The 23904-nt window shown below is 71.8% G+C and carries 18 protein-coding genes; 12 read left to right on the top strand and 6 right to left on the bottom strand.

The window, feature by feature from the left end; all coding sequences use genetic code 11:
• Positions 1-248: 248 nt before the first annotated feature.
• From Q5530_RS02225 to Q5530_RS02205, 5 genes are all read left to right on the top strand, one after another.
• Positions 249-1178 carry an SMP-30/gluconolactonase/LRE family protein gene (locus Q5530_RS02225; RefSeq protein WP_415360352.1) on the top strand — a complete coding sequence of 310 codons (930 nt, stop codon included), beginning with the start codon at positions 249-251 and terminating at the stop codon, positions 1176-1178.
• Positions 1179-1393: 215 nt separating this feature from the next.
• Positions 1394-3856: a nitrate- and nitrite sensing domain-containing protein gene (locus Q5530_RS02220; protein WP_415360351.1), complete on the top strand. Its 2463-nt coding sequence runs from the start codon at positions 1394-1396 to the stop codon at positions 3854-3856.
• A 44-nt stretch (positions 3857-3900) separates the two neighbouring features.
• Complete coding sequence (locus Q5530_RS02215) at positions 3901-4338, top strand: roadblock/LC7 domain-containing protein (protein WP_380633510.1); 438 nt, start codon at positions 3901-3903, stop codon at positions 4336-4338.
• Positions 4338-4709, top strand: coding sequence for a DUF742 domain-containing protein (locus Q5530_RS02210; protein WP_380633512.1), 372 nt, complete (start codon positions 4338-4340; stop codon positions 4707-4709). Before Q5530_RS02215 ends, Q5530_RS02210 begins: the two co-directional genes overlap by 1 nt.
• Entirely contained in the window at positions 4690-5283 is a 594-nt protein-coding gene (locus tag Q5530_RS02205) for a GTP-binding protein (RefSeq protein ID WP_380633514.1), read from the top strand. Before Q5530_RS02210 ends, Q5530_RS02205 begins: the two co-directional genes overlap by 20 nt.
• Before the next feature lie 117 nt (positions 5284-5400).
• Here Q5530_RS02205 and Q5530_RS02200 read toward each other — a convergent pair whose 3' ends face one another.
• From Q5530_RS02200 to Q5530_RS02190, 3 genes are all read right to left on the bottom strand, one after another.
• Entirely contained in the window at positions 5401-6768 is a 1368-nt protein-coding gene (locus Q5530_RS02200; protein ID WP_415360348.1) for a tryptophanase, read from the bottom strand.
• Between the two features lie 10 nt (positions 6769-6778).
• Positions 6779-7870, bottom strand: a complete 1092-nt coding sequence (locus Q5530_RS02195) for a tryptophan dimethylallyltransferase family protein (protein WP_415360346.1) — start codon at positions 7868-7870, stop codon at positions 6779-6781.
• Between the two features lie 422 nt (positions 7871-8292).
• On the bottom strand, positions 8293-9156 hold the full coding sequence (locus Q5530_RS02190) for a 3-hydroxybutyryl-CoA dehydrogenase (RefSeq protein WP_380633519.1): 864 nt from the start codon (positions 9154-9156) through the stop codon (positions 8293-8295).
• A 59-nt stretch (positions 9157-9215) separates the two neighbouring features.
• Here Q5530_RS02190 and Q5530_RS02185 point away from each other — a divergent pair, with 59 nt between their 5' ends.
• On the top strand, positions 9216-12347 hold the full coding sequence (locus tag Q5530_RS02185; RefSeq protein ID WP_415360344.1) for an NACHT domain-containing protein: 3132 nt from the start codon (positions 9216-9218) through the stop codon (positions 12345-12347).
• Positions 12348-12361: 14 nt separating this feature from the next.
• On the opposite strand, the gene Q5530_RS02180 is transcribed toward Q5530_RS02185, so the two are convergent.
• Together Q5530_RS02180 and eat are read right to left on the bottom strand one after the other, a co-directional pair.
• Positions 12362-12823 (bottom strand): CAP domain-containing protein, encoded by a 462-nt coding sequence (locus Q5530_RS02180; RefSeq protein ID WP_415360342.1) that lies wholly within the window; start codon positions 12821-12823, stop codon positions 12362-12364.
• Between the two features lie 131 nt (positions 12824-12954).
• Positions 12955-14376, bottom strand: a complete 1422-nt coding sequence (eat, locus tag Q5530_RS02175) for an ethanolamine permease (RefSeq protein ID WP_415360341.1) — start codon at positions 14374-14376, stop codon at positions 12955-12957.
• A 207-nt stretch (positions 14377-14583) separates the two neighbouring features.
• Between eat and Q5530_RS02170 the strand changes: the two genes are divergently transcribed.
• The 6 genes from Q5530_RS02170 to Q5530_RS02145 are packed head-to-tail and all read left to right on the top strand — an operon-like array spanning position 14584 to position 19938.
• Positions 14584-15924 (top strand): glutamine synthetase family protein, encoded by a 1341-nt coding sequence (locus Q5530_RS02170; protein ID WP_415360450.1) that lies wholly within the window; start codon positions 14584-14586, stop codon positions 15922-15924.
• On the top strand, positions 15905-16726 hold the full coding sequence (locus tag Q5530_RS02165; protein ID WP_415360339.1) for a gamma-glutamyl-gamma-aminobutyrate hydrolase family protein: 822 nt from the start codon (positions 15905-15907) through the stop codon (positions 16724-16726). Before Q5530_RS02170 ends, Q5530_RS02165 begins: the two co-directional genes overlap by 20 nt.
• Positions 16723-18081 carry an aldehyde dehydrogenase family protein gene (locus Q5530_RS02160; RefSeq protein ID WP_415360337.1) on the top strand — a complete coding sequence of 453 codons (1359 nt, stop codon included), beginning with the start codon at positions 16723-16725 and terminating at the stop codon, positions 18079-18081. The genes Q5530_RS02165 and Q5530_RS02160 overlap by 4 nt, the downstream gene beginning before the upstream one ends.
• An 11-nt stretch (positions 18082-18092) precedes the next feature.
• Entirely contained in the window at positions 18093-18860 is a 768-nt protein-coding gene (locus Q5530_RS02155; RefSeq protein WP_415360335.1) for a 3-oxoacyl-ACP reductase, read from the top strand.
• Complete coding sequence (locus Q5530_RS02150) at positions 18857-19558, top strand: FadR/GntR family transcriptional regulator (protein ID WP_415360333.1); 702 nt, start codon at positions 18857-18859, stop codon at positions 19556-19558. Before Q5530_RS02155 ends, Q5530_RS02150 begins: the two co-directional genes overlap by 4 nt.
• A 38-nt stretch (positions 19559-19596) precedes the next feature.
• Positions 19597-19938: a hypothetical protein gene (locus Q5530_RS02145; protein ID WP_415360331.1), complete on the top strand. Its 342-nt coding sequence runs from the start codon at positions 19597-19599 to the stop codon at positions 19936-19938.
• A 238-nt stretch (positions 19939-20176) separates the two neighbouring features.
• Here the strand turns inward: Q5530_RS02145 and Q5530_RS02140 are convergent, their stop codons facing one another.
• Positions 20177-23773: a CHAT domain-containing protein gene (locus Q5530_RS02140; RefSeq protein ID WP_415360328.1), complete on the bottom strand. Its 3597-nt coding sequence runs from the start codon at positions 23771-23773 to the stop codon at positions 20177-20179.
• Positions 23774-23904: the final 131 nt, after the last annotated feature.

Below are 23904 nucleotides of genomic sequence, written 5' to 3'. Positions count from 1 at the left end.
AATCATGTTTCACGTTTTGTTCGGGTCGGCGATCGGGACTTCTTGATCATCTCCGGGGTCGGCCGGTGTCGATCCCCCGGAGACGTCATCGCGCCGGGGGCGTGAAACGTTTCCGGGCCGACCGGTGGGCCGGCCCCGTGGAGGTCGCCCGGCGGGGCGCCGGTCCTGTCGATTCGCTGTGGGCCCTTCTCGCGACCCCCGCGGGCGCGGAACACTCCCGCGACGGACTCGAACCGCAAGGAGTGGTCATGTCTCGCACCCCCGGTGCGCTGGCCGCCGTGGTGCTGGGGGTCTCCCTGGTCATCACCGCACCCGCCACCGCAGCGCAAGCACCTCCGTTCCCGACCGAATTCCCCCTGCCCGACGGCTTCCTGCCGGAGGGCATCGCGATCGGCTCGGCGCCCACCGCCTACTTCGGGTCGCGCGCCGACGGCGACCTGTTCCGCGTCGACCTGCGCACCGGGCGCGGGGAGGTGTTCAGCCAGGGGCCGGGCACGGCCTCGGTCGGGTTGAAGATCGACCGGCGCAAGAGGGTGTTCGTCGCCGGCGGGGCCGGGGGTGACGGCCGGGTCGTCGACGCGAGAACGGGAGAGGTCCTCAGGTCGTACCGGTTCGCGGAGGACGCGAACACGTTCGTCAACGACGTCGTGATCACCGATGACGCCGCCTACTTCACCGACTCGCGCAAGGCGGTGCTCTACGCGCTCCCGTTCGGCCGGCGCGGCGACCTGCCGAAGTCGCACATCGCCATTCCGCTCAGCGGGGACTTCGTCCTGACGCCGGGCGTCAACAACGCCAACGGCATCGCCGAGACCCCCGACGGCAAGGCGCTGCTGGTCGTGCAGGGCAACACCGGCCAACTCCACCGGGTCGACCAGCGCTCGGGCTCGACCCGGGTCGTCGACCTGGGCGGCGAGGTGCTGACCAACGGTGACGGCCTGCTGGTCGAGGGCCGCACCCTCTACGTGGTGCAGAACCGGCTCAACGCGCTGGCCGTCTTCGACCTCGCCCGGAACGGGGCGGCGGGGGAGCTGGTGACCAAGATCACCGACCCGCGGTTCGACGTGCCGACCACGGTCGCCGCCTTCGGCAACCGGCTGTACCTGCCGAACGCCCGTTTCACCACCCCGCCCACGCCCACGACGACGTACAACGCGGTTTCCGTTCCCGAGGCGTGAAAGACAGGGGGCTGATCAAGGGAAGTTCACATCGGCCCCCTGTTCGGGGTGTCACTCGACTGGGTAACCTCATCGTCGCGTGGTGCGAGTGATCGCTGTCTCTTCGTAATAATGATCTTTCGGTGTTACCGTTCCGTGGCCGGATCGGGTGAACGAAGAGACAGCGCTCCTAGTGCTGCGCCTGACCTGGTACCTGGACGAGGCTGCGGAGTGCTGTGAAGCAGAAGAGCACCACGGAGACGAACTACAAGACGATCCGCTCGCGACTCACCGGTGTCGTCGTCGTCCCCAGCATCGTCCTGCTCATCATGTGGGCCCTGTTCTCCTCCTACACCGTCTTCGACGGCTTCTACCTGCGCGCGGTGGCGCAGGGCGTGCGGGACGCCTCGATCCCGGCCGTCCAGACGTTCGCCGCGATCCAGAAGGAGCGCGAGCTGAGCATGACGGCGCTGGCCCTGCCGGACGCCGGCACCAGCGACCTGGAGGCCCAGCAGCAGGACACCGACCGCGCGGTCGACGACATGCGCGCCGCGTTCACCGAGCTGGCCTCGCAGGCCCCGCCGGAGATCGTGGAGCGCATCAACGCGCTGAACGTCCTGGTGGACCAGCTGCCGCAGCGCCGCAGCGCCCTGGCGGCGGGCCGCGCGTCGAAGACCGAGATCTACACGTACTACAACAGCCTGCTCGACGCCGGTGACGCGCTGTTCAGCGTGCAGGCGCGCGTGGTGCCCGACGCCGAGTCGATGAAGGGCGCCATCACCGCCTCCGAGTACTTCAAGGCGTCCGACTGGATGTCCCGGGCCACCTCGCTGGCCTCGGGCGCGCTGGCCGCCGGGCGGTTCACGCCCGAGGAGCACGTGGAGTTCGCCAGCCTGGTCGGCGCCTACCACGCCTCGTTCAACTCGAACGAGGCCCACGCCCGGCCCGAGGTGCGCGAGCACTACCGGTTCATGGTCGAAGGCGAGGAGTGGAAGAGGCTGATCGCGTTCGAGGGCAGGCTGGTCCAGAACGGCGACCGGCCGCTCGAGGCGGGCTCGCTCCAGGAGTGGCAGAACGTCAGCGGCCCGATGTCGGCCGAGCTGACCGCGCTGGTCAGCGAGCAGGCCGCCAGCGCCGTCGGGGTCACCATGTCGCGCGGCGAGAGCAAGTTCCGCACCGTGATCGTCGGCAGCCTGATCGCGCTGCTCGCGGTCATCATCGGCATCCTGATCGCCATCCGCACGTCGAACCGCCTGGTCAACAAGGCCCTGATCACGCGCCTGGCCTCGCTGAAGAAGGACTCGCTGGCCCTGGCCCACGAGCGCCTGCCCGACATCGTCGACCGGCTGCGCGAGGGCAAGCACGTGGACGTCGAGGTCGAGGTGCCGCCGCTGGACTACGGCAGCGACGAGATCGGCCAGGTGGCCGACGCGTTCAACGCCGCCCAGTACACCGCCGTGGCCGCGGCCGTTAAGGAGAGCCAGGCCCGCGAGGGCGTGAACCGGGTCTTCCTCGACATCGCGCACCGCAACCAGGGCCTGGTGCACCGCCAGCTGAAGATCCTGGACAAGCTGGAGCGCGAGGAGGAGAACCCCGAGCAGCTCGACGCCCTGTTCCAGCTCGACCACCTGGCCACCCGCGCCCGCCGCAACGCCGAGAACCTGATCATCCTGGCGGGCGAGCAGCCGGGCAGGCAGTGGCGCAAGCCGGTGCGGCTGCTCGACGTGCTGCGCGCCGGGGTGGCCGAGACCGAGCAGTACGTCCGGGTCAAGGTCAACCCGGTGCCGGACACCGCGCTGGTGGGCGCGGCCGTCGCGGACACCATCCACCTGGTCGCCGAGCTGGTGGACAACGCCACCGCGTTCTCCTCGCCGCGCTCGCAGGTGCAGGTCCACGCCAGCGAGGTGCCGCAGGGCATCGTGGTGGAGATCGAGGACCACGGCCTGGGCATCAACCCGGAGGACCGAGACCAGCACAACGCGATGCTGGCCGACCCGCCGGAGTTCGACGCGATGCGCCTGCGCGGCGAGTCCCGCCTCGGCCTGTTCGTGGTCGCCCGGCTGGCCGCCCGCCGCGGCATCCACGTCGAGCTGCGCGAGTCGCCCTACGGCGGCACGCTGGCGCTCGTGCTCATCCCCTCCGCGATCGTCGCGGGACCCACCACGGTGACCGAGCCCGCCGAGACGAGGCAGCTGCCCCGTCGACCCTTCCACGACATCCCCCAGCAGGGCGACGACCCAGTGCGAGACGCCGGCTTTCCCGACACCTCCCGAGACCTCGAAGGCTTCTGGGCCCAGGCCGAGGCCGCTGCCAACGCCGGCGCCCCGGTCAACAACCACACCCCCAACGCGACGACCACCGCGGATCCCCTTCCCGAGGTCGAGCGGATGAGCGGCGGGCTGGACCTGTCGCAGCGCAGTGGCGAACTGGAACTGCCGCAGCGCAAGCGGGTCGAGGAGTGGCCCGGCACCGAACCGGACCCGTCCGCCGGCGGCACCGGCGCCGTGGGCCGGCCCGAACTGCCACGCCGGCGCAGGCAGCAGAACCTCGCGCCGCAGCTGGTGCGCAACGATTTCCACCCTTCGCCCGAACCGCTCGCCGAGGTCGACCCCGAGAAGTCCGATCGGGTCCGCAAGGGCCTGTCGGCGTTCCAGCGGGGCACTCGCGATGCCCGTCGCAGTGAGGACCTCGAACCCTGACCAGCAGCAGTGGCCGGACGACTGGAAACCGGAAAGGCAACCCGATGAACGACATGGCCAGCCAGCACAACGAACTGAACTGGTTGTTGGAGGACCTGGTCACACGCGTGGTCGGGGCCCGGCACGCCGTGGTCCTCTCGGCGGACGGGCTGCTGCTGGGCCGCTCGGGCGGTTTGTCGAAGGACGACTCGGACCACCTGTCCGCCATGGCCTCGGCGTTCCAGAGCCTCGCCCGCGGCACCGGGCGGCACTTCGGCGGCGGCGCGGTGCGGCAGACCATCGTCGAGATGGAGCACGCCTACCTCTTCGTCACGGCGGCGGGCCACGGCGCGTGCCTGGCCGTGCTCGGCGAGGAGGACTCCGACATGGGCATGATCGCCTACGAGATGAACATGCTGGTCAAGCGGGTGGGCACCTACCTGTCGTCCGCGCCGCGCGGCACCACCGCGGCGAGCCTGCCCGTTGCCCGAAGGTCGTCATGATGAACGGCCGCGAGGACTGGTGGTACGACGAGGCGGCCGGTCCGCTGGTCCGGCCCTACGCGATGGTGCGCGGCCGCACCCGACCGCTGCGCCCGGAACTGCACCTGGTCACCCAGGTGCGCGCGATGCCCTCGCCGTCCGACCCGGACTCGCTGTCGGTCGAGCACCTCGAAATCATGGAGCTGTGCCGGCGACCGCTGTCCGTGGCGGAGGTCGCCGCCTACCTCGACGTGCCCCTGGTGGTCGTCAAGGTGCTGTTGAGCGATCTCATCCAACGCGGTGACGTCGTCGTCCGAGACCCCTCCCGAGCTCCGGTGGTACCGGACCGGAACCTGTTGCAGGCAGTGCTGGATGGTGTCCGTGGAATCTGAGCGGCCGGGCGGGGAACTGCTGGTCCCCACCCCAGTCAAGATCGTCATCGCCGGAGGTTTCGGCACCGGCAAGACGACGCTGGTCAACTCGGTCAGCGAAATCCCGCCGCTGCACACCGAGGAGCTGCTCACCGAGGCCGGTGTCGGCGTCGACGACGTGGTGGGCCTGGAGAACAAGGAGACCACCACGGTCGCCCTGGACTTCGGGCGCATCACGATCAACCCCGAGGTCGTGCTGTACCTGTTCGGCACCCCGGGCCAGAACCGCTTCTGGTTCATGTGGGACGAGCTGGCCTACGGTGCGATCGGCGCGGTGATCCTGGTGGACACGCGCCGGTTGGACAGCAGCTTCCCGTCGATCGACTTCTTCGAGCGGCGGGGCATCCCGTTCATCATCGCGGTGAACTGCTTCGAGGGCGCGCACCAGTACGGGGCCGAGGAGGTCCGGCGGGCGCTGGACGTCGACGAGGCCATCCCGCTGGTGCTGTGCGACGCGCGCGACCGCGAGTCGTCGAAGAACGTGCTGGTCAGCCTGATCCAGCACACGATGGACCGGCTCGACGCGATGGCCTAGAGGACCGCCGGGCGCTGCGGACCGCACCGCGGCGCCCCCGGTGGGACCCGTGGGCTCCCGTGCCGCGAGGACGGCGGGGCCCGCGACCCCCTTCCCGGGGGACCGCGGGCCCGACGCTCAGACCACCGGCTCCACGCGGCAGTTGAAGTGCCGCAACAGCTTCGGCACGTGGGTCAACCGGTAGCCGGGCACGCGCTCGGGGTTCTTCGCGATCCCGGCCAGCGTCTCGCCGACGTACTCCAGGTGGCTCTGCGTGTAGACCCGCCGCGGGATGGCCAGGCGCACCAGCTCGAACGGGGCGGCCTTGAGCAGCTCGCCCGCGTCGTCCAGCTCGCCCAGGTACAGCGACCCCAGCTCGGCGCACCGGATGCCGCCCGCCAGGTACAGCTCGGTGGCCAGCGCGAAGCCGGGGAACCGGCCCGGTGGCAGGTGGGGCAGCAGCCGCCCGGCGTTGAGGTACACCGCGTGCACCCCGGTCGGCCGGACGCTGTCCACCCCGGCCGCGGCGGCGAGTTCGGCGACGTACGCCGTGGCGGCGGCGCGCGCCCGCAGGTACTCGGGCTCGGTGACCTCCAGCAGGCCCTGGGCCAGCATCTCCAGCTCGCGGCCCGACAGCCCGCCGTAGGTGCGGAAGCCCTCGGTCGCGGTCAGCAGCAGCTCGCACCGCTGGGCCAGCTCGGGGTCGCGGACCGCGAGCAACCCGCCCATGTGGACGATGCCGTCCTTCTTCAGGCTCGCCACGCACCCGTCGGCCAGGCGGAACGCCTCCTGGGCGACCTCGCGCGGCGTGCGGTCGGCGTACCCCGGCTCCCGCTGGGTGACCAGCCACGCGTTCTCGGCGAAGCGCGCGGCGTCGAGGAAGAACGGCACGCCGTGCTTCCGGGCGAGCTCGCCCGCCGCCCTGATGTTGGCCATCGACACCGGCTGCCCGCCGCCGCCGTTGTTGGTGACGGTGATCAGCACGACCGCGACGTCCCGCGGACCCGACAGCACCGCCTCCAGCGCCTCCAGGTCGATGTCGCCCTTGAACGGCGCGTCGCTGTCGAGGTCCCCGGCGGCCCGGCACGGCAGGTCGACCGCCACGCCGCCGAGGATCTCGACGTTCGCCCGCGTGGTGTCGAAGTGGGTGTTGCTGACGCTGAGTTGGCCGGGCTTCAGCAGGGCGGTGAACAGGATCCGCTCGGCGGCGCGCCCCTGGTGGACCGGGAAGGCGTGCGGGTACCCGGTCAGCTCCGCGACCACGTCGCGGAACCGGTAGTAGGAGCGCGAACCCGCGTAGGTCTCGTCGCCGCGCAGCCCGGCCGCCTGCTGCTCGGCGGACAGGGCGTTGGTGCCCGAGTCGCTGAGCAGGTCGATCGTCACGTCGGTGGCGGCGAGGTTGAACGGGTTGTACCCGGCGGCGGCCAGCGCCCGCTCCCGGTGCTCGCGCGTGGTGATCGGGATGGGCTCCACGACCTTGATGCGGTACGGCTCCATGATGGGCATGACGGGGCTCCTAGACGGCCAGGCTGACCGGGCGCGGCGCGGACACGTGGTACGCCTCGGACGACAGGTATGCGGTGATGCCGGGACGCGGCCGGCCCATGCGCAGCGACACGTGCGCGATGAGGCCGACGCCCTCGTCGAGCGGGCGCCGGGCCACGGCCCGCAGCGCGCGTTCGAACGGGGTGGGATCCAGGTCGTACTTCGTCATGACCGCGAGCACCCGGCGCCTGGCTTCCTCGTCGTCGGCCACGTAGTCCCGGATCGGCACGTACAGCGAATAGCCGCTGGGCGCGTGCGCGTCGCCGTCCATGAACGTATAGCTGGAAATCAGCGGGCGTTTGTCGAACGTCGCCGTGCCGCCGGTGAGCAGGCAGAAATCGGGGACCCGGTCCACGTCCACGCCCCGGGCGGCCTGCGCGGCGCGGGTGACGTCGCGCACTTCCGCGTCGTCGTGGGAGATGTACACCTTGGTCCGCGCGCGGCGTTGTTCGGTCAGGTCGAGCGCGAAGAACGAATACCGGTCCAACCCGGGACGGGTCACCGCGTGGTCGCGCAGCACCGGGAAACCGGCGGCGAAACCGCTCCGGCCCAGCCCCTCGCGCACCAACTCCTCCGCGGCGTCCTCGCCGCGGACTTCCGGGTTGAGGTAGACCTTCACCATCGGCCGTTCACCGGCGCGGAACACCAGCGAATACCAGAACGCGAAGTCCCGCTCCGCCTCGGCGGGCAGGAACAGGTCGCGGACCGCGTCGAACTGGGCGGTGTCAACGTTGTAACGGCGCCGCATCCGGTCGAGCGCGGCGAGTGCCGCGGCGGTGTTGGCCTGGCGGGACGGCCTGGTGGCGGAGGTTTCGACGATCATGCGGACGACCGGGGACTCGTCCGGGCCGAACGCCGTGGAGAACTCGACCGGGGTGTGGTCGTCGGCCACGTCGGAAGGCCATGCGGGGCTGGTGGAAACCGGCCGCAAGCCGCCCGGACCCAGGGCGTCCGCGAGCAGTCCAACGCATTCCGGGACGTTTTCAGTGATGCCCACAGAATGTAGAAGGGCGCTCAACTGTCGTCCCGTGAAAACGCGTACGGGAATAGTTTTGGGCTCCAAGGCGGGGGTCTCCTTGTGGGGTGCGAACCGAAAGTTACGCTACGCGAAGCAATCTTGTCCACCAGGCGGCGGTAGCGTGACGTAGGGCACTCTAGGGCCAGCTCACAGGTCCTGTCGATCAGTGCACGCCTGGCTCGGAACGGTAATCAAGACTACTCCGAACGGCCTATTGACTAGACCTCTGTCAGTCTTTTGCACCAATGCGCCGACGATCTTCGATGACGGATCGTGGCATTTTGCCCCCGGCTCGGCCCGGTGTACGGTCGAATGTTCGGCAGGCAATGGCCCGTGGCCATTCAAGACAGTTCTGTTAATTGTTCCACAGTCGCCGGGACGTGACTTCCGAGGTGCACCTGTGGTACGCGGCCCGACACCGGAGGGGCCGCCGACCACCCGGTCGACGGCCCCTCCGGCACCCCGGGTCAGGAGGAGTAGTCGTAGAACCCGCGCCCGCTCTTCTTGCCGAACAGGCCCGCGTCGACCATGCGCAGCAGCAGCGGCGGCGGGGAGTAGAGGGGCTCCTTGAACTCCTCGTACATCGACTCGGCGATCGCCTTGGTGGTGTCCAGGCCGATCAGGTCGGTCAGGCGCAGCGGTCCCATCGGGTGCGCGCAGCCGAGCACCATGCCGTTGTCGATGTCCTCGGCGCTGGCGAAGCCGGACTCCATCATCCGGATCGCGGACAGCAGGTAGGGGATGAGCAGGGCGTTGACCACGAACCCGGCCCGGTCCTGCGAGCGGATGACCTCCTTGCCCAGCACGCCGGTCACGAACGCCTCGGCGCGCGACCTGGTCTGCTCGCCGGTCAGCAGCGAGGGCACCAGCTCGACCAGCTTCAGCACCGGCACCGGGTTGAAGAAGTGCACGCCGATGACCTGCTCCGGGCGGCCGGTGGCCATGCCGAGCTTCATGATCGGGATGGACGAGGTGTTCGACGCGAAGATCGCGTCCGGGTCCTCGACGACCTTGTCCAGCGCCGCGAACACCTCGATCTTGACCTGCTCGTTCTCCGCGACGGCCTCCACGACCAGGTTCCGGTCGGCGAGGTCGCCCGGGTCGGTGGTGAACCGGAGGCGCTCCAGTGCGGCGTCCCGGTCCTCGGCGGACAGCTTCCCGCTGCGCACCCCGCGGCCGAGCGACGAGGCGATCCGCCCGCGCGCGGCCTCGGCGGCGTCCGGGTTGACCTCGGCCACCAGCACGTCCAGGCCCGCGCGTGCGCAGACCTCGGCGATGCCGGAGCCCATCAGACCCGAGCCCACCACTCCAACTCGTTGAATGTCACTCACGCCCCGATCCTGCCAGGGCGTTCGGCGGACGGCACGCCTCGTCCGGCACGATGGGGGGCATGGGCGTCGAAGCCGTGCTCATCCCGCTGGGCGCATCGGTGGTGCGCAGCGCGCTCAAGCTCTGGCTGGGCGACAAGTCGGTCACCGCCGCGGCCGGCGGCACCGGCGTCGACCTGCTGGAACGACGCCTCACCAACGCGCTCGACCAGCGCAAGCTGCGGCGGGTGGCGGAGCAGTTCACCGACGCGGTGGTGGAGCGGGTGCAGCCCATCGTGGACACCGAGTACCGCCGATTACCCGAGCACGAGCGCCTGGCCGCGATCGAGGCCGTGCGCGAGACGTTCGAGGAGGCCGCGCTCGACGACGACGACCTGTTCGCCGCGGACCTCGACGCCCGCAGGCTGGACCGCCACCTGCGCGGCCGCGTGCCGACCGCGCCCGACGGGCTGTCCACCGACGGCACGCAGCTGTACGGGCTGCTGCTGCGCGAGTGCGCGGGCTACGTGATCGAGGTGTCCCGGGCCCTGCCGGCGTTCGGCCCGAGCGCGTTGACCGAGATCCTGCGCCGGGAGACCGAGATCGTCACCGAGGTCCGCAAGGTGCTGGACCGCCTGCCCCAGCGGCGCGCCTCCGCCGACTTCTCCTACGACTACCGGCAGCTCGCCGCCCGCACCCTGGACCAGGTCGAGATGTTCGGCGCGACCCTGTCCGAGGCGAGTCGCCGCTACCCGCTGTCGGTCGCCTACATCAGCCTCAGCGCGGACGGCGACGACGCCACCCCCGGCAGTCGGGTGGAGCACCTGCTCGCGGCCGGTGACCGGGTCTTCATCCGCGGCGAGGCCGGCCTGGGCAAGACCACACTGCTCCAGTGGATCGCAGTCCGCAGCGCCCGTCGCGACTTCACCGAGCCGCTGACCGCGTGGAACGACACGGTGCCGTTCTTCATCCCGCTGCGTCGCTACGCCGACCGGGACCTGCCCGCCCCGGAGCGGTTCCCGGACGAGGTCGGCAGGCACATCGCGGACGAGATGCCGCCCGGCTGGGTGCAGGCGCAGTTGCGCTCGGGGCGGGGTCTGGTGCTCGTGGACGGCGTCGACGAACTCGCGCCGGACCGCCGCCACGAGGCCCGGAACTGGCTGCGGTCGCTGGTCGTGGCGTTCCCGCGAGCCCGGTTCGTGGTGACGTCCAGGCCGAGCGCGGTCGACCCGGACTGGTTGCTCGCGGAGGGGTTCGGGAGTGCGTCGCTGCTGCCCATGACGGCGGCGGACGTCCGGGTGTTCGTCACGCGCTGGCACGAGGCGATGCGTTCGCAGTTGGCCGACGAGGCCGCGCGGGTCGAGCTGGCGGACTACGCGGTGTGGTTGCTGGAGCAGTTCGCCGTACGCCAGCACCTGCGCAAGCTCGCGGGTTACCCGCTGCTGTGCGCGTTGCTGTGCGCACTGCACCGCGACCGGCGCGGCGACCTGCCCGACAACCGGATGGAGCTGTACGACACGGCGTTGCAGATGTTGCTGGAGCGGCGGGACGCCGAGCGGCGGCTGATCCCCGTCCCCGGGTTGTCCCGCACGCGCAAGGCCCTGCTGCTGGGTGACCTGGCCTACTGGTTCCTGCGCAACGGCCTGGCCGACGCCGCCGTGCCCCGGGCCGTCGACCGGATCGCGTCACGCCTGGTCGCGATGCCGGAGGTCGCGGCCTCGCCGGAGGAGGTGTACCGGCACCTGCTGGAGCGCACCGGGCTGCTGCGCGAGCCGGTGGAGGGGCGGGTCGACTTCGTGCACCGCACCTTCCAGGACCACCTGGCGGCGAAAGCGGTGGTCGACGCCGACGACATCGGCGCGCTCGTCGCCAACGCCCACCTCGACCAGTGGCACGAGGTCGTCGTCGTGGCCGCCGGCCACGCGTCCAGCGCCCGCCGCGACGAGCTGCTGGAGCGGATGCTCGAACGCGCCACGACGAAGAAGTACCGGGGCGCGCTCGACCTGCTCGCACTGGCGTGCCTGGAGACCGCGCCGGAGTTGGCGCCCCGGCTCAGGGAGGAGATCCTGGCCCGTGCCGCGAGCCTGCTCCCACCGACCACACCGGCCATGGCGAGGTCCATCGCCCTGGCTGGCGCGGTCGCCCTCGACCTGCTCGCCGCGACGGAGCCGCATTCCGAGGCCGAGGTCGCCTCGACCATCCGGGCCGCCGCGGCGACCGGCCTGGACGATGCCGTGCCGTTGATCGCGAAGTACCGGCACGACGGCCGGACGGCGGTGCGCCGAGCGCTCCTCCAGTCATGGCGGAACTTCGACCCCGAGACCTACGCCGCGCAGGTGCTGGCCGACTACCGTGCGCCCACCCTCGCCGTCAACGGCCCTGAAATGGCGCGTGCCGTGCGTCACCTGCGGCAAGTGCGCCACATCACCTGCATGGAACCCGGTGGCGCACTCGACTTCCTGTCGCCGCAGGTTGAGTCGTTCAGACTGCATTCGAAACGGGGGGTCGACCTCGGCACCCTGAGGGCAACGGGGCTGCGCAACCTCGGCGTTCTCGTCCGCGACACGCAGGACGTGAGCCCATTGGGAGAACTGGTCGACCTGCGCCGGGTCCACGTCCACGCGCAGTTGGTCGAAGGGCTTCGGGGCCTACGGTACCTTCCCCACCTGACTCACCTGGAACTCTTCGGATCCTGCGATGCGAGCGTGTTGGGAGGGCCTGACACACTCCGGCAGTTGCGGGAACTGCTGCTCTCGAACATCGGAGGGATGGTCGACCTCCGCCTGTACGACTTCGCTCCACGCCTCCGGAAGTTCGGCATAACGCAGTGCCACGCAGTGACGGACATCCGGGGCGTGGAGCGGTGGAGGGACACGCTGGAGGTGCTGAGCGTGTGGAACTGCGGGAAGGTCGACCTCGCCGCGCTGGTGGAGCTTCCCCGCCTCGTCGAACTCCACCTGGTCATGACCGAGCCGAAGAACTTCCGAACGGTCGCGCCTCGCCTGAGCCGGTTGGAGGTGTTGAGCACCGAGGTGCTGGACCGTTCCACAGCGGAATTGGTCGCGGAGCTACCCGCCCTGAAGGAGATCAGGATCTCGCGGTCGGCCTCTGTGAACCCCGCGGTCGTCCGTGAGCTGGAGCACGACCGCGGGATCCGCGTCAAGGGCTTGTTCGGGCGTGAACTGTCGAGCGATGTGGATCTCGAAGAGAGCTGATCCCACCACCCACATCACTGCCGCACGCCGAACTCCTGGGTCCAGTAGGCCCGCCCGCCCGCGTCCACGCCGTACGCCACACCGAGGTCCCGCAGCTCGCAGTTGAGGATGTTGGCCCGGTGCCCCGCGCTGTTCATCCAGTCCCGCACGACCTCCCCCGCCGTCCCCTGCCCGGCGGCGATGTTCTCGGCCGTCACCCGGTACGGGTACCCGGCCTCGGACACCCGCTGGGCGGCGGTGCTGCCGTCCACCCCCGTGTGGCTGAAGTTGCCGGTCCTGATCATCTCGTCGTTGTGCCGTCGGGCCGCCGCGGCGAGCTGGTCGTTGACCGCGAGTGCCGGACACCCGGCCGCGGAGCGCTCCTGGTTGGTCAGCGACAGCACCGATTCCTGCTGGGTCGGCGCGGCGGTGGCCGTGCCGGTGGTGACGATCAGTGCCGCGATGGCCAGGCCAACCGCAACCTTCTTGGGTGTCATGGTTCAACCTCCTCCTCGGTGGCACCCGATGGATGAGGTATTCCCGTTGCGGAGCGGAACTTGATTCCACGTTAGGGGGAACCTGGTTCGGGTGGCGTGGAAGAGCCGGGAAACCACCCGAACCGGCGGTGTCAGTCCTTCAACTCCTGTTCGGCGCGCGCGATCGCGGCGAACTCCTCCTCCGGCGCGGACGCCACGAGGTGGTGCCGGCTGTAGAACCAGAAGTAGGCCAGCGCCACCACCACGATGCCCGCCGTGATCCCCGCGGCCAGCTCGTCGACGAAGAACGTCGCCACCACCGCCGCCACCGCGAGCACCAGCGCGACCCCCGTCGTCACCACGCCGCCCGGCGTCCGGTACGGCCGCTCCAGCTCGGGCTCGCGAACGCGCAACACGATGTGCGACACCATCATCAGCACGTAGGACAGCGCCGCGCCGAACACCGCGATGTTGATCAGCTGCGCCCCGTCCCGGGTGATCGCCGCCAGCGCGAAGCCGATCACGCCCGGCACGGCCAGCGCCAGGTACGGCGTCTTGCGCCGGCCGGTCCGCGACAGCCACCGCGGCAGGTACCCGGCCCGCGACAGCGCGAACAGCTGCCGCGAGTAGGCGAAGATCAGCGAGAAGAAGCTCGCCACCAGCCCGGCCAGGCCGACGTAGTTCACCACCTGCGCCAGCACGCTGCCCTCGCCGTAGGCCGCGCGCGCCGCCGCCGGCAGCGGGTTGTCCGACGCCTTCAGCGCCTCCGAGCCCGCGCCGCCCGGCGCCAGCACCAGGATGGCGCCCGCGAACACCAGCAGCACCAGCATCGCGCCGATGATCCCGCGCGGCATGTCCCGCTTCGGGTCGCGCGCCTCCTCGGCCGCCACCGGCACGCCCTCCACGCCGAGGAAGAACCAGATGGCGTACACCAGCGCCCCCAGCGCGCCCGCCACGCCGAACGGCAGGAACCCGCCGTCGCCGCCCACCACGTCGAACAGCTTGTCCGAGTCGAACGCGGGCACCATGCCGATCACGAACACGACCAGCGCCACCACGGCCACACCGGTGATCACGAACATCAGCCGCAGCGCCTCGCCCACGCCGTACAGGTGCACGCCGATGAAGACCGCGAAGCACACCAGGTACACGGGCCAGGAGTTGGTCAGCCCGAACAGACCCAGCGTCTCCACGTACCCGCCGATGAACACCGCGATGGCCGCGGGCGCCATGGCGTACTCGATGAGGATCGCGACACCGGTGGCGAACCCGCCGAGCGGGCCGAGCGCGCGCCGGGCGAACCCGTACCCGCCGCCCGCCACGGGCAGCGCGGAGGCCAGCTCCGCCAGGCCGAACACCATGCACGTGTACATGGCGCCCATCAGGACCGTCGCGACGAGCAGGCCGCCCCAACCGCCCTGCTCCAACCCGAAGTTCCACCCGGCGAAGTCGCCGGAGATCACGTAGGAGACCCCGAGCCCGGCCAGCAGCACCCACCCCGCCGCGCCGCGCTTGAGCTGCCGCTGCTCCAGGTAGTCGCTGCCCACCGTCTCGTACTCGACGTGCTTGGCCATGTGCGCTCCCTCTAATGGGTCAGTCGCGCTCCATTGCTGCGGGTGTTGAGCGTGGCCGAGCCACCCGACCGTGTCAACGGCGGTCCGGGCGCGGATTCCGGGCCCCGGCGGGAGGAGGAGCGGTCCGGGCGGTGGCGTGCCCTCACCCGGTGGTGCCAAGATGAGGCGGTCCAATGGCTCGCCGTCATACCTTTGGGAGTGGTGCGGATGCTCGCCGTGGAGGAGTTGCGCGTGCTGGTGGACTCGGGTGAGGTGGACACGGTGCTCGTCGCCGTGGTCGACATGCAGGGCCGCCTCCAGGGCAAGCGCTGCGCCGCCCGCTACTTCCTCGACGAGGTGCTGGAGCACTCCGCCGAGGGGTGCGACTACCTGCTCGCCGTGGACGTGGAGATGAACACCGTCGCCGGCTACGCCAACTCGTCCTGGGACCAGGGCTACGGCGACCTGGTGATGCGGCCCGACCTGGCCACGCTGCGCCGCGTCCCGTGGCAGGAGGGCACGGCCCTGGTCCTGTGCGACGTCGTGGACCACCACGGCGAGCCCGTGTCCGTCTCGCCGCGGCAGGTGCTCAAGCGCCAGCTCGACCGCCTCGCCGAGCGCGGCCTGCGCGCGTTCGCGGGCACGGAGCTGGAGTTCATCGTCTTCAACGACACCTACGAGCAGGCGTGGGACCGCGGCTACCACGGCCTCACCCCGGCCAACCAGTACAACGTGGACTACTCGCTGCTCGGCACCGGGCGCGTCGAGCCGCTGCTGCGCGACATCCGCAACCACATGACGGGCGCGGGCATGGTGGTCGAGTCCGCCAAGGGCGAGTGCAACCCAGGCCAGCACGAGATCGCGTTCCGCTACACCGAGGCGCTCGCCACGTGCGACAACCACGGCATCTACAAGACCGGCGCCAAGGAGATCGCGGCGCTGCACGGCAAGTCGCTGACGTTCATGGCCAAGTACAACGAGCGCGAGGGCAGCTCCTGCCACATCCACCTCAGCCTGCGCTCCGCCGACGACGAGCTGGTGTTCGCAGACGGCGACGGCATGTCCAGGACCATGGAGCACTTCCTGGCGGGCCAGCTGGCCGCGCTGCGCGAGCTGACCTGCTTCCTCGCCCCGAACATCAACTCCTACAAGCGGTTCGCGCGCGGCAGCTTCGCGCCCACGGCGGTGGCGTGGGGCCGGGACAACCGGACGTGCGCGCTGCGCGTGGTCGGCAAGGGCCCGTCGCTGCGGTTCGAGAACCGGGTGCCCGGCGCGGACGTCAACCCGTACCTGGCGGTCGCCGCACTGATCGCGGCGGGCCTGCACGGCCTGGACAACGAGCTGCCGCTGGAGGAGGAGTTCATCGGCAACGCCTACGCCTCCGACCGGCCCACGGTGCCCACCACGCTGCGCGACGCCGCGTCCCTGCTCTCCCGCAGCGAGATCGCCCGCGAGGCGTTCGGGACGGACGTGGTGGAGCACTACCTCAACGCGGCGCGGGTGGAGCTGACCGCGTTCGACGCGGCCGTGACCGACTGGGAGCGCGTCCGTGGCTTCGAACGGCTCTAGACCGCTGATCGGCGTCAGCACCTACCTGGAGCGCACCACGTTCGGCGTGTGGGACGTCGACGCGGCCGTGCTGCACCGCGACTACCTCGACGCGGTGGTGCGGGCCGGCGGCAACCCGGTGCTGCTGCCGCCGGTCGGCACCTGGGACGCCGACGGCATCGGGTTCCTCGACGGCCTGGTGCTCTCCGGCGGCGCGGACGTGGACCCCGCGCGCTACGGCCGCCCGCGCGACCCGCGCACCGGCCCGGCGCGGCCCGAGCGGGACGCCGCCGAGCTGGACCTGGCCCACGCCGCGCTCAAGCTGGACCTGCCGGTGCTCGCGGTGTGCCGGGGCATGCAGGTGCTCAACGTGGCGCTGGGCGGCACGCTGCTCCAGCACGTGGACGGCCACAACCCGGCGCCCGGGGTGTTCGGCCACACCGGGATCGCGGTGGCGCCGGGTTCGGTGCTCGCCTCGGTCGTCGGGCCGGCGACCACCGTGCACTGCCACCACCACCAGGCCCTGGACACCGTCGGCGACGGCCTGCGGGTGGTGGCGAGGGCCCCGGACGGCACCGCGGAGGCGGTCGAGCTGCGGGGGTCGCGGTTCGTGCTCGGCGTGCAGTCGCACCCCGAGGCCGACAGCGAGGACGACCGCCTGTTCGCCGCCCTGGTCGGGGCCGCCCGCGACCGCACGGCGCGGGAGCTGGCCGCCCTGGAGAAGGCGGCGCGGGAGAAGGCGGCCCAGGAGCGGGCCGCCCTGGAGAAGGCCGTCCGGGACGAGGTCCGGGACCGGCCGGTTCGGCAGCGAGGAGCGCGATGACCGCCCACGACGTGATCAACCCGGCCACCGGCGAGGTGGTCCGGTCGGTGCCCTCGACCTCGGCCGAGGAGACCGACGCGGCGATCGACCGCGCGGCCCGCGCGCTGCCCGCGTGGCGCGCGGTGGCGCCGGGGGACCGGGCGCGGCTGCTGCGGCGCTTCGCCGACGCGGTCGACGGCGCGGTGGAGGAACTGGCCGCGCTGGAGGTGCTCAACGCCGGGCACACCATCGGCAACGCCCGCTGGGAGGCGGGCAACGTCCGCGACGTGCTGCACTACTACGCGGCCGCGCCCGAGCGGCTGTTCGGCCGGCAGATCCCGGTGGCGGGCGGGTGGGACGTCACCTTCCAGGAGCCGGTCGGCGTGGTCGGCGTGATCGTGCCGTGGAACTTCCCCATGCCCATCGCCGCGTGGGGCTTCGCGCCCGCGCTCGCGGCGGGCTGCACCGTGGTGCTCAAGCCCGCCGAGCTGACGCCGCTGACCGCGCTGCGGCTGGCCGGGCTGGCGCTGGAGGCGGGCATCCCCGAGGACGTGTTCCAGGTGCTGCCGGGCGCCGGGGCGGTGGTGGGGCAGCGGTTCGTCACGCACCCGGCCGTGCGCAAGGTCGTGTTCACCGGGTCCACGCGGGTCGGCAGGCAGGTCATGGCCGGGTGCGCGGAGCAGGTCAAGCGGGTCACCCTGGAGCTGGGCGGCAAGTCGGCCAACGTCGTGTTCGCCGACGCGGACCTGGAGCGGGCCGCGGCGACCGCGCCCTACGGGGTGTTCGACAACGCCGGGCAGGACTGCTGCGCCCGCTCGCGCATCCTGGTGCAGTCCTCGGTCTACGACCGGTTCATGGAGCTGCTGGAACCCGCGGTCAAGGGCGTCGTGGTGGGTCTGCCCGGCGACGAGGCGACCGAGATGGGGCCGCTGATCTCCGCCGCCCACCGCGAGCGGGTGGCCTCCTACGTGCCGCCGGACGCGCCCGTGGCGTTCCGGGGCTCGGCGCCGGACGGTCCCGGCTTCTGGTTCCCGCCCACGGTGCTCGCGCCGGTCGCGCCGACCGACCCGGTGGCCGTGGAGGAGGTCTTCGGGCCGGTGGTGGCCGTGCTGCCGTTCACCGACGAGGAGGACGCCGTGCGGCTGGCCAACGACAGCTCGTTCGGGCTGTCCGGCTCGATCTGGACGCGCGACGTGGGACGCGCGCTGCGCGTGTCGCGGGCCCTGGAGGCCGGGAACCTGTCGGTGAACTCCCACTCGTCGGTGCGGTACTGGACCCCGTTCGGCGGGTTCAAGCAGTCCGGCCTGGGCCGTGAGCTGGGCCCGGACGCGCTCGACGCGTTCACCGAGACCAAGAACGTCTTCCTCGCGCACTGATCGGAGTGGCAATGGTTCAGCGACTTGAGGGCCGCGTGGCCGTGGTGACCGGCGGCGGCAGCGGCATCGGCCTGGCCTCGGCGCGGCGGCTCGCGGCGGAGGGCGCGCGGGTGGTCGTGGCCGATGTGGACGGTGACGCGGGCAAGGCCGCGGCGGAGGCCGTGGACGGGCTGTTCGTGCAGGTCGACGTGACCGACGAGGAGCAGGTCCAGGCCCTGTTCCAGACGGCCGTGGACGCCTACGGCTCGCTGGACGTGGCGTTCAACAACGCGGGCATCTCGCCGCCGGAGGACGACTCGATCCTGACCACCGGCATCGAGGCGTGGGACCGGGTGCAGCGGGTGAACCTCACCTCGGTGTACCTGTGCTGCAAGTACGCCATCCCGCACATGCTCGACCGGGGCAAGGGGTCCGTGATCAACACGGCGTCGTTCGTGGCCACCATGGGCGCGGCCACGTCGCAGATCTCCTACACCGCGTCCAAGGGCGGGGTGCTGGCGATGAGCCGGGAACTGGGCGTGCAGTTCGCGCGGCAGGGGGTGCGGGTCAACGCGCTGTCCCCCGGACCGGTGAACACGCCGCTGCTGCGGGAGCTGTTCGCCAAGGACCCGGAGCGCGCCGCGCGGCGGCTGGTGCACGTGCCGCTGGGCCGGTTCGCCGAGCCGGAGGAGATCGCGGGCGCGGTCGCGTTCCTGGCCAGTGACGACTCCTCGTTCATCACCGCCGCCAACTTCCTGGTGGACGGTGGCATCGCCGGGGCCTACGTGACACCGCTGTGACGCCGCTGCGGGACGCGTTGTTCCGCCCCGTGCGGGCGGGCAACGCGTTCGAGGAGACCGTGGAGCGGCTCGTGCGGGCGATCCGGCTGGGCGTGGTCGGACCGGGGGAGCGGCTGCCCGCCGAGCGGGAGCTGGCCGGTCGGCTCGGCGTGAGCCGGGTGACGCTGCGCGAGGCGATCAGGTCCCTCCAGGACGCCGGGTACGTCGAGTCGCGGCGCGGCCGGTACGGCGGCACGTTCGTCACCTCGCCGCCGCCCGTCCCGGCGGCGGGGGGACGGGTCGCGGCGGCCGACCTGGTGGACGCCCTGACGTGGCGCGCGGCGGTGGAGACGGGGGCGGCGGAGTGCGCGGCCGGCCGGGCGCTGGACCCGGTCGAGCGGCGCGACCTGCTGGGGCGGCTGGCCGAGTGCGGCGGCGCGGCGCTGGAGGAGTACCGGCGCAAGGACTCGCGGCTGCACCTGGCGATCGCGGAGGCGACCGGCTCGGCGTCGCTGACCGCGGCCGTGGCCGACGCCCGCACGCGGGTCAACGAGCTGCTGGACCGGATCCCGCTGCTGTCGCCGAACCTGGCGCACTCGAACGCGCAGCACGAGGGGATCGTGGGCCACATCCTGGCGGGGAACGGCGAAGCCGCGCGGCGGGCGATGGCCGAGCACCTGGACGGCACGGCCGTGCTGCTGCGCGGCTTCCTCGCCTAGCGGTCGCCCCGGTCCGGGCGGTCCCCCCGTTCTCCCCGTTGCCCGCGCTCCCCGCGCTCCCCGCGCTCTCCCCGGTCGAAGTCGCCGCGTCCGGGCCCGCGGTCGTCGAACCGCGAGGTGCCGGGGCGGTCGGCGTTGCCGAAGCGGTGGTGGTCGCGGTCGAGGAGCGCGACGAGCCCGCCGCCGAGGACCAGACCGAGCAGGCCGACGGCGACCAGCTGGGTGGCCCGGTGCCGGACGACGCGGCCGAACCTCCGGCGCGGGGCGGGCTGTTCGACGACGGGGTGAGCGGTGGGTGGCGGGGTGGGTTCCTCGACGGGTGGTGCGGCGGCGGGTGGCCCCGTGGTGGGGCGCGGTTCCGGCGCCGGGTGCTGCTCTGACATGGCGTTCTCCTGCTCTCGCGTCCCTGACCTGCGCCAAGGGTGCGCGAACAACCTGAGCGGACACTGAGCCACCGATCACGGACCGCTGTCGGTTTGCTGTGAGAAGCTGTGAATCCTGCCGTCGACGTGTGCCGACGGCCAGGTCGGCGATCACCGAACCGGACCAGGCCGCGCACGAGACCGGGAACCGGTCCGGCGTCACCGGCGCACCACGGGACGCGAGGCGGCGCCCGGCTCAGCTGGCCCCGACCTCGACCTCGGCTGAGTCCACCAGCTGCCGGGCAGCCTCCCCGGCCATCCTCAGGACCTCGGCCAGGGCGGTGGGCCCGTCCACGGTGTGCCGGGCCAGTTCCGCCACCAGTTCGGCGAAACGGACGCCTTCGACCTCCTCCACGACCTCGCACACGAGGTCGAAGCTGTCCGTCGACCACGACCTGCCGGCGAGCAGGAGACCGGTGCCGCGCACGGTGTGCCCCAGGTAGCCGTTGCCGGTCTGGTACGCGAGCACGCCGGCGGCGACGGCGTGCGCCCACCCCGCTCTCCTGTCCCCGTGCGCCAGGAGCAGGTTGTGGAAGAGGTGGTAGTGCGTCGTCAGGGCATCAGCGGCGTTCCCGTCGAGGTAGCACAACCGCAGGGATTCCCGTTGGAGGGTTGCCGCCACGTCGTGGTGACCGAGCGACGCCTCCACCTCGGCGAGCGCGTCCATGACCCGTCCCATCCCACGGCTGTGGTCGTTGACCTCGTAGACGGACGAGCACCAGCGCAGCAGCTCTTGAGCCTCGCCGACGCGCCCTGACCCGAGCAGGGCGAAGTAGTCGTTGAACGCGGTGTTCGCCTGCTCCAGGTGGCTCGCGCCTCGATCGATCTTGGAGCGCAGGGCGACGGCGTTGAGGTCCAGGGCGCGCTGCCACCGCTTGAGCGCACCCGCCGCGACCGCTCCGATGGTCGCCGTCCCCTCCAGCACGCTCCACGGGATGGCGCTGTCAGGTGCCCCGGCGTCCATGGGCAGTTCGCTCATGGTGGTCAGGTGTCGCTCGACCGCCTGGAGGACCTGCTCGTGATAACCCCGCTCGAGCAGGATCCGGAGGCGCTGCGACTCGGCGGCGAGTCGGGTCCACTCATCGGATCCGGCTCGCGTCGAGTAATCCAGCGCCTCGTCCGCCAGGTGAAGCGCTTCCGCCCATCGTCCCAGGTCGCGGAGCAGGAAGACGAGGTCGGAGGCGATCGCCGACGCTTGGTCGTACTGCCCTTCGGCCGTCGCGGTCGCGAGGAGTTCCCGGTACAGCGCCTCGGCCCGCGCGGGCTCGACGCCGGTGACGGCACGGGCGCGGATCCGACCCAGTGACAGTGCGGGTCGCACATCCCGAACGGCATCGACGGCGGTGTTCAACACGGGTAACAGGGCGGTGGCGGTAGCGGTGGAGCCGTCGCGGTTCAGCACGTGGGCGGCCACCGTGCAGAGGCTGTCCCAGCGTTGTCGACGCAGCAGGTAGGGCAGCACCGAACGGGCCGCACGGCGCACCGTCCCGCCGAGTCGCCTCTCGGTCTCCTGCTCCACCGCTCGGCTGAGGACCACCAGCCAGAATTCCGCCAGCACCGTGTCCACCGCCTCCCGCAGGCCCGCCGACGCGGACCCGCGTCCGGCTTCGGCCACGCCGGGATGGATCCCGTGGCGACCCGACCCGCGCGCCACCGTGACCAGGGCGTGCTCGACCAACGGCCGGACCGGGTCCTCGATCGGGGGCATCCCCTCCAGCACCAGCAGCCAGCAGCGCTCGATCACCAGGGGAATCCGGTCGTCGTCCTCCAGGCAGCACAGGAACTGGAAGAACAACCGCGACCCCGGCGGCAGGGCGGCAGCCGTGGCCAGGGTCCAGCCCTTCACCACGGCGAGGTAGTCCTCACCGTCCGGCGTTCCGCCCTCCCCCCTCAGGAACGGCCCCAGCCGCACCCCGCGCGCCCGCCACTCCCCATCCGCCCCGTCCAGCCGCTCCGCCAGCGCCACCGGATCACCGGCGTGCCCCTCGGCCAGCTCCAGCAGCTTCGGGTGCCCCTGCACCACCCGCAGAGCCCGAGCGGCCAACTCCTGGTCCGAGTCGACGAGACGACGCAGGTTCGGCCACTCCCGGGCCAGCAGCACGCTCTCCCGCAGCGACAACGCGTGCACGCCCTCCACCACCACGGCCCCAGGCACGTCCACGAACCTCCGCCGCGACGTGAGCACCACTCGCGACAACCCGCCGTGGCCGAGCAGCGCGCCGACCAGCAACCCCCACGACTCGTCGCGCCACCGCCCGTCCCCGGTCAGCAGCGACTCGCAGTTGTCCACCACGATCAGCACCCGGTCCTGCTCCAGCGCCTCGCTCAACGCGGGCAGCGCCGCCCGCAGCGCGTCCGGGCTGGTCACGCGATGGGCCAGCCTCAACCCCGGCAGCTGCCGCTCCAGCGCGAAGGCGAAGTCCACCAGCGAGGTCGTGATCGCGTGACCCTCGGGCGGCGCGGCGTACCAGGCCAGCGACCCGAACGAGTCCTGGTGGGTGTAGGCCAGCTCCAGCGCGCAGGCGGTCTTCCCCACCCCCGCCATCCCGTGGAACAGCACCCCGGCACGCCCGCTGCGCGGCGCCAGCGCGGTCGTGGCCCGGGTCATCGGCCCCACCCGCCCCACGAACCGGTCCGGCTGCGGCGGGAACCCGGCCAGCTTCCGGTGTTCCACCTGGAACACCAGCGGCTCGCCGGCGGGCGGCACGAGGCGCAGGTCGGCGGCTCGGGCGCCGAACAGGGTCGGGGTCGCCGACGCGAGCCCGGTCGTCTTGGCCAGAGACAGGGCCAGGGCCCGCGCGACCGGCTGCCCCTTGCCCAGCACGAGCCGGTAGAAGGAGCCGGCCAGCGCGATCGCGAAGTCGTCCGTCACGGGGTACCGCATGGCCAGCGCGGCGCAGTCCAGCCTGCCGACCACCTCGGTGGCCACGGCGGGCAGCGAGTCGACCGGGGCGGTGTCGGCCCGGACCGCCGGGCCCAGGCCCAGGTGGTGCAGGTGCTCGGCGGCGGTCACGGCGGCGGACTCGCAGGCGAACAGGGTGACCAGCTTGAGCTGGTTCGAGGTCAGGTCCAGCAGGTCGACCAGGTCGGTGCCGGTGATCAGGTCGCGCCCGCCCGCCTCGTCCTCCAGCACCAGCCCGGCGGGCAGGCCGTGGCCGGACAGGTGGACCACGTCCCAGCCCTCCTGCTCCAGCAGCGCGTCCTCCAGCCGCTCGCGGGTCGCGCCGTACTGGAGGACGCGCAGCTCGACGCCCTTGTGGTGGACCTTGGCGATGTCGTGGACCAGGCGGGCCAGGGCGTGGCGCTCCTTGCGCAGGTTCAGCGCGCCCGCGTCCTCCGGCAGGCTGAACACGGCGAGCATCCGCAGCTTGTCGCCCACCTCGGCCTTGGCCACGGGCCGGCGGGGCAACCGGTCCACCACGAAGACCACCCGGTGCTCGGCCAGCGTCCGCCCGTCGACCCGGGCCAGCTCCCACGGCAGGTGGCCCAGCACGCCCGCGCCGACCTCCAGCCGCACCGGCCGCCGCGCCGCGGCCAGCGCGCCGGCGATCGGGCCCAGGACGCGGTCCGCGACCCAGTCCCCGACCTGGGCGACCAGCTCCGCCTCGTGGGCCGCCCGCCGGTCGGGGGCGGCGTGCCACCGCAGGTAGCGGTAGAGATCGGTGAACGCCTCGAACCGCCACTCCGCCGGGTCCAACCCGACCAGGTGATCGGCGACGAAGGCGCCGCCGTCGGTCAGCCGCCACCGCCAGGAGGTCGCGTCGCGGTGGTCCAGCACTTCGAGCCGCAGCACGGGGACCACCTCGTTTCCTCCGCGGTCACTACCGGTGACGATCGGGGGTCGGGAGCGGCACGTTACCCGGCGTGCCGGAGCGGTGCGGCCGAAAACGAGTCGGTGAGCACCGATAACATCTCGGGGGAAGG

Origin of the sequence: Saccharothrix sp. BKS2 (genome assembly GCF_047689505.1) — a bacterium.
Taxonomy (GTDB): domain Bacteria; phylum Actinomycetota; class Actinomycetes; order Mycobacteriales; family Pseudonocardiaceae; genus Actinosynnema; species Actinosynnema lopnurensis.
The sequence above is the reverse complement of the archived record's forward strand: the minus strand, read 5'-3'. Positions and strand labels throughout refer to the sequence as shown.

Excerpts from the sequence above, each read along its gene's own strand:
- Q5530_RS02225 (WP_415360352.1), top strand. The coding sequence starts at position 249 with ATGTCTCGCACCCCCGGTGCGCTGGCCGCCGTGGTGCTGGGGGTCTCC.
- Q5530_RS02215 (WP_380633510.1), top strand. The coding sequence starts at position 3,901 with ATGAACGACATGGCCAGCCAGCACAACGAACTGAACTGGTTGTTGGAG.
- Q5530_RS02210 (WP_380633512.1), top strand. The coding sequence starts at position 4,338 with ATGAACGGCCGCGAGGACTGGTGGTACGACGAGGCGGCCGGTCCGCTG.
- Q5530_RS02205 (WP_380633514.1), top strand. The coding sequence starts at position 4,690 with ATGGTGTCCGTGGAATCTGAGCGGCCGGGCGGGGAACTGCTGGTCCCC.
- Q5530_RS02200 (WP_415360348.1), bottom strand. The coding sequence starts at position 6,768 with ATGCCCATCATGGAGCCGTACCGCATCAAGGTCGTGGAGCCCATCCCG.
- Q5530_RS02185 (WP_415360344.1), top strand. The coding sequence starts at position 9,216 with ATGGGCGTCGAAGCCGTGCTCATCCCGCTGGGCGCATCGGTGGTGCGC.
- Q5530_RS02180 (WP_415360342.1), bottom strand. The coding sequence starts at position 12,823 with ATGACACCCAAGAAGGTTGCGGTTGGCCTGGCCATCGCGGCACTGATC.
- eat (WP_415360341.1), bottom strand. The coding sequence starts at position 14,376 with ATGGCCAAGCACGTCGAGTACGAGACGGTGGGCAGCGACTACCTGGAG.
- Q5530_RS02170 (WP_415360450.1), top strand. The coding sequence starts at position 14,584 with ATGCTCGCCGTGGAGGAGTTGCGCGTGCTGGTGGACTCGGGTGAGGTG.
- Q5530_RS02160 (WP_415360337.1), top strand. The coding sequence starts at position 16,723 with ATGACCGCCCACGACGTGATCAACCCGGCCACCGGCGAGGTGGTCCGG.
- Q5530_RS02155 (WP_415360335.1), top strand. The coding sequence starts at position 18,093 with ATGGTTCAGCGACTTGAGGGCCGCGTGGCCGTGGTGACCGGCGGCGGC.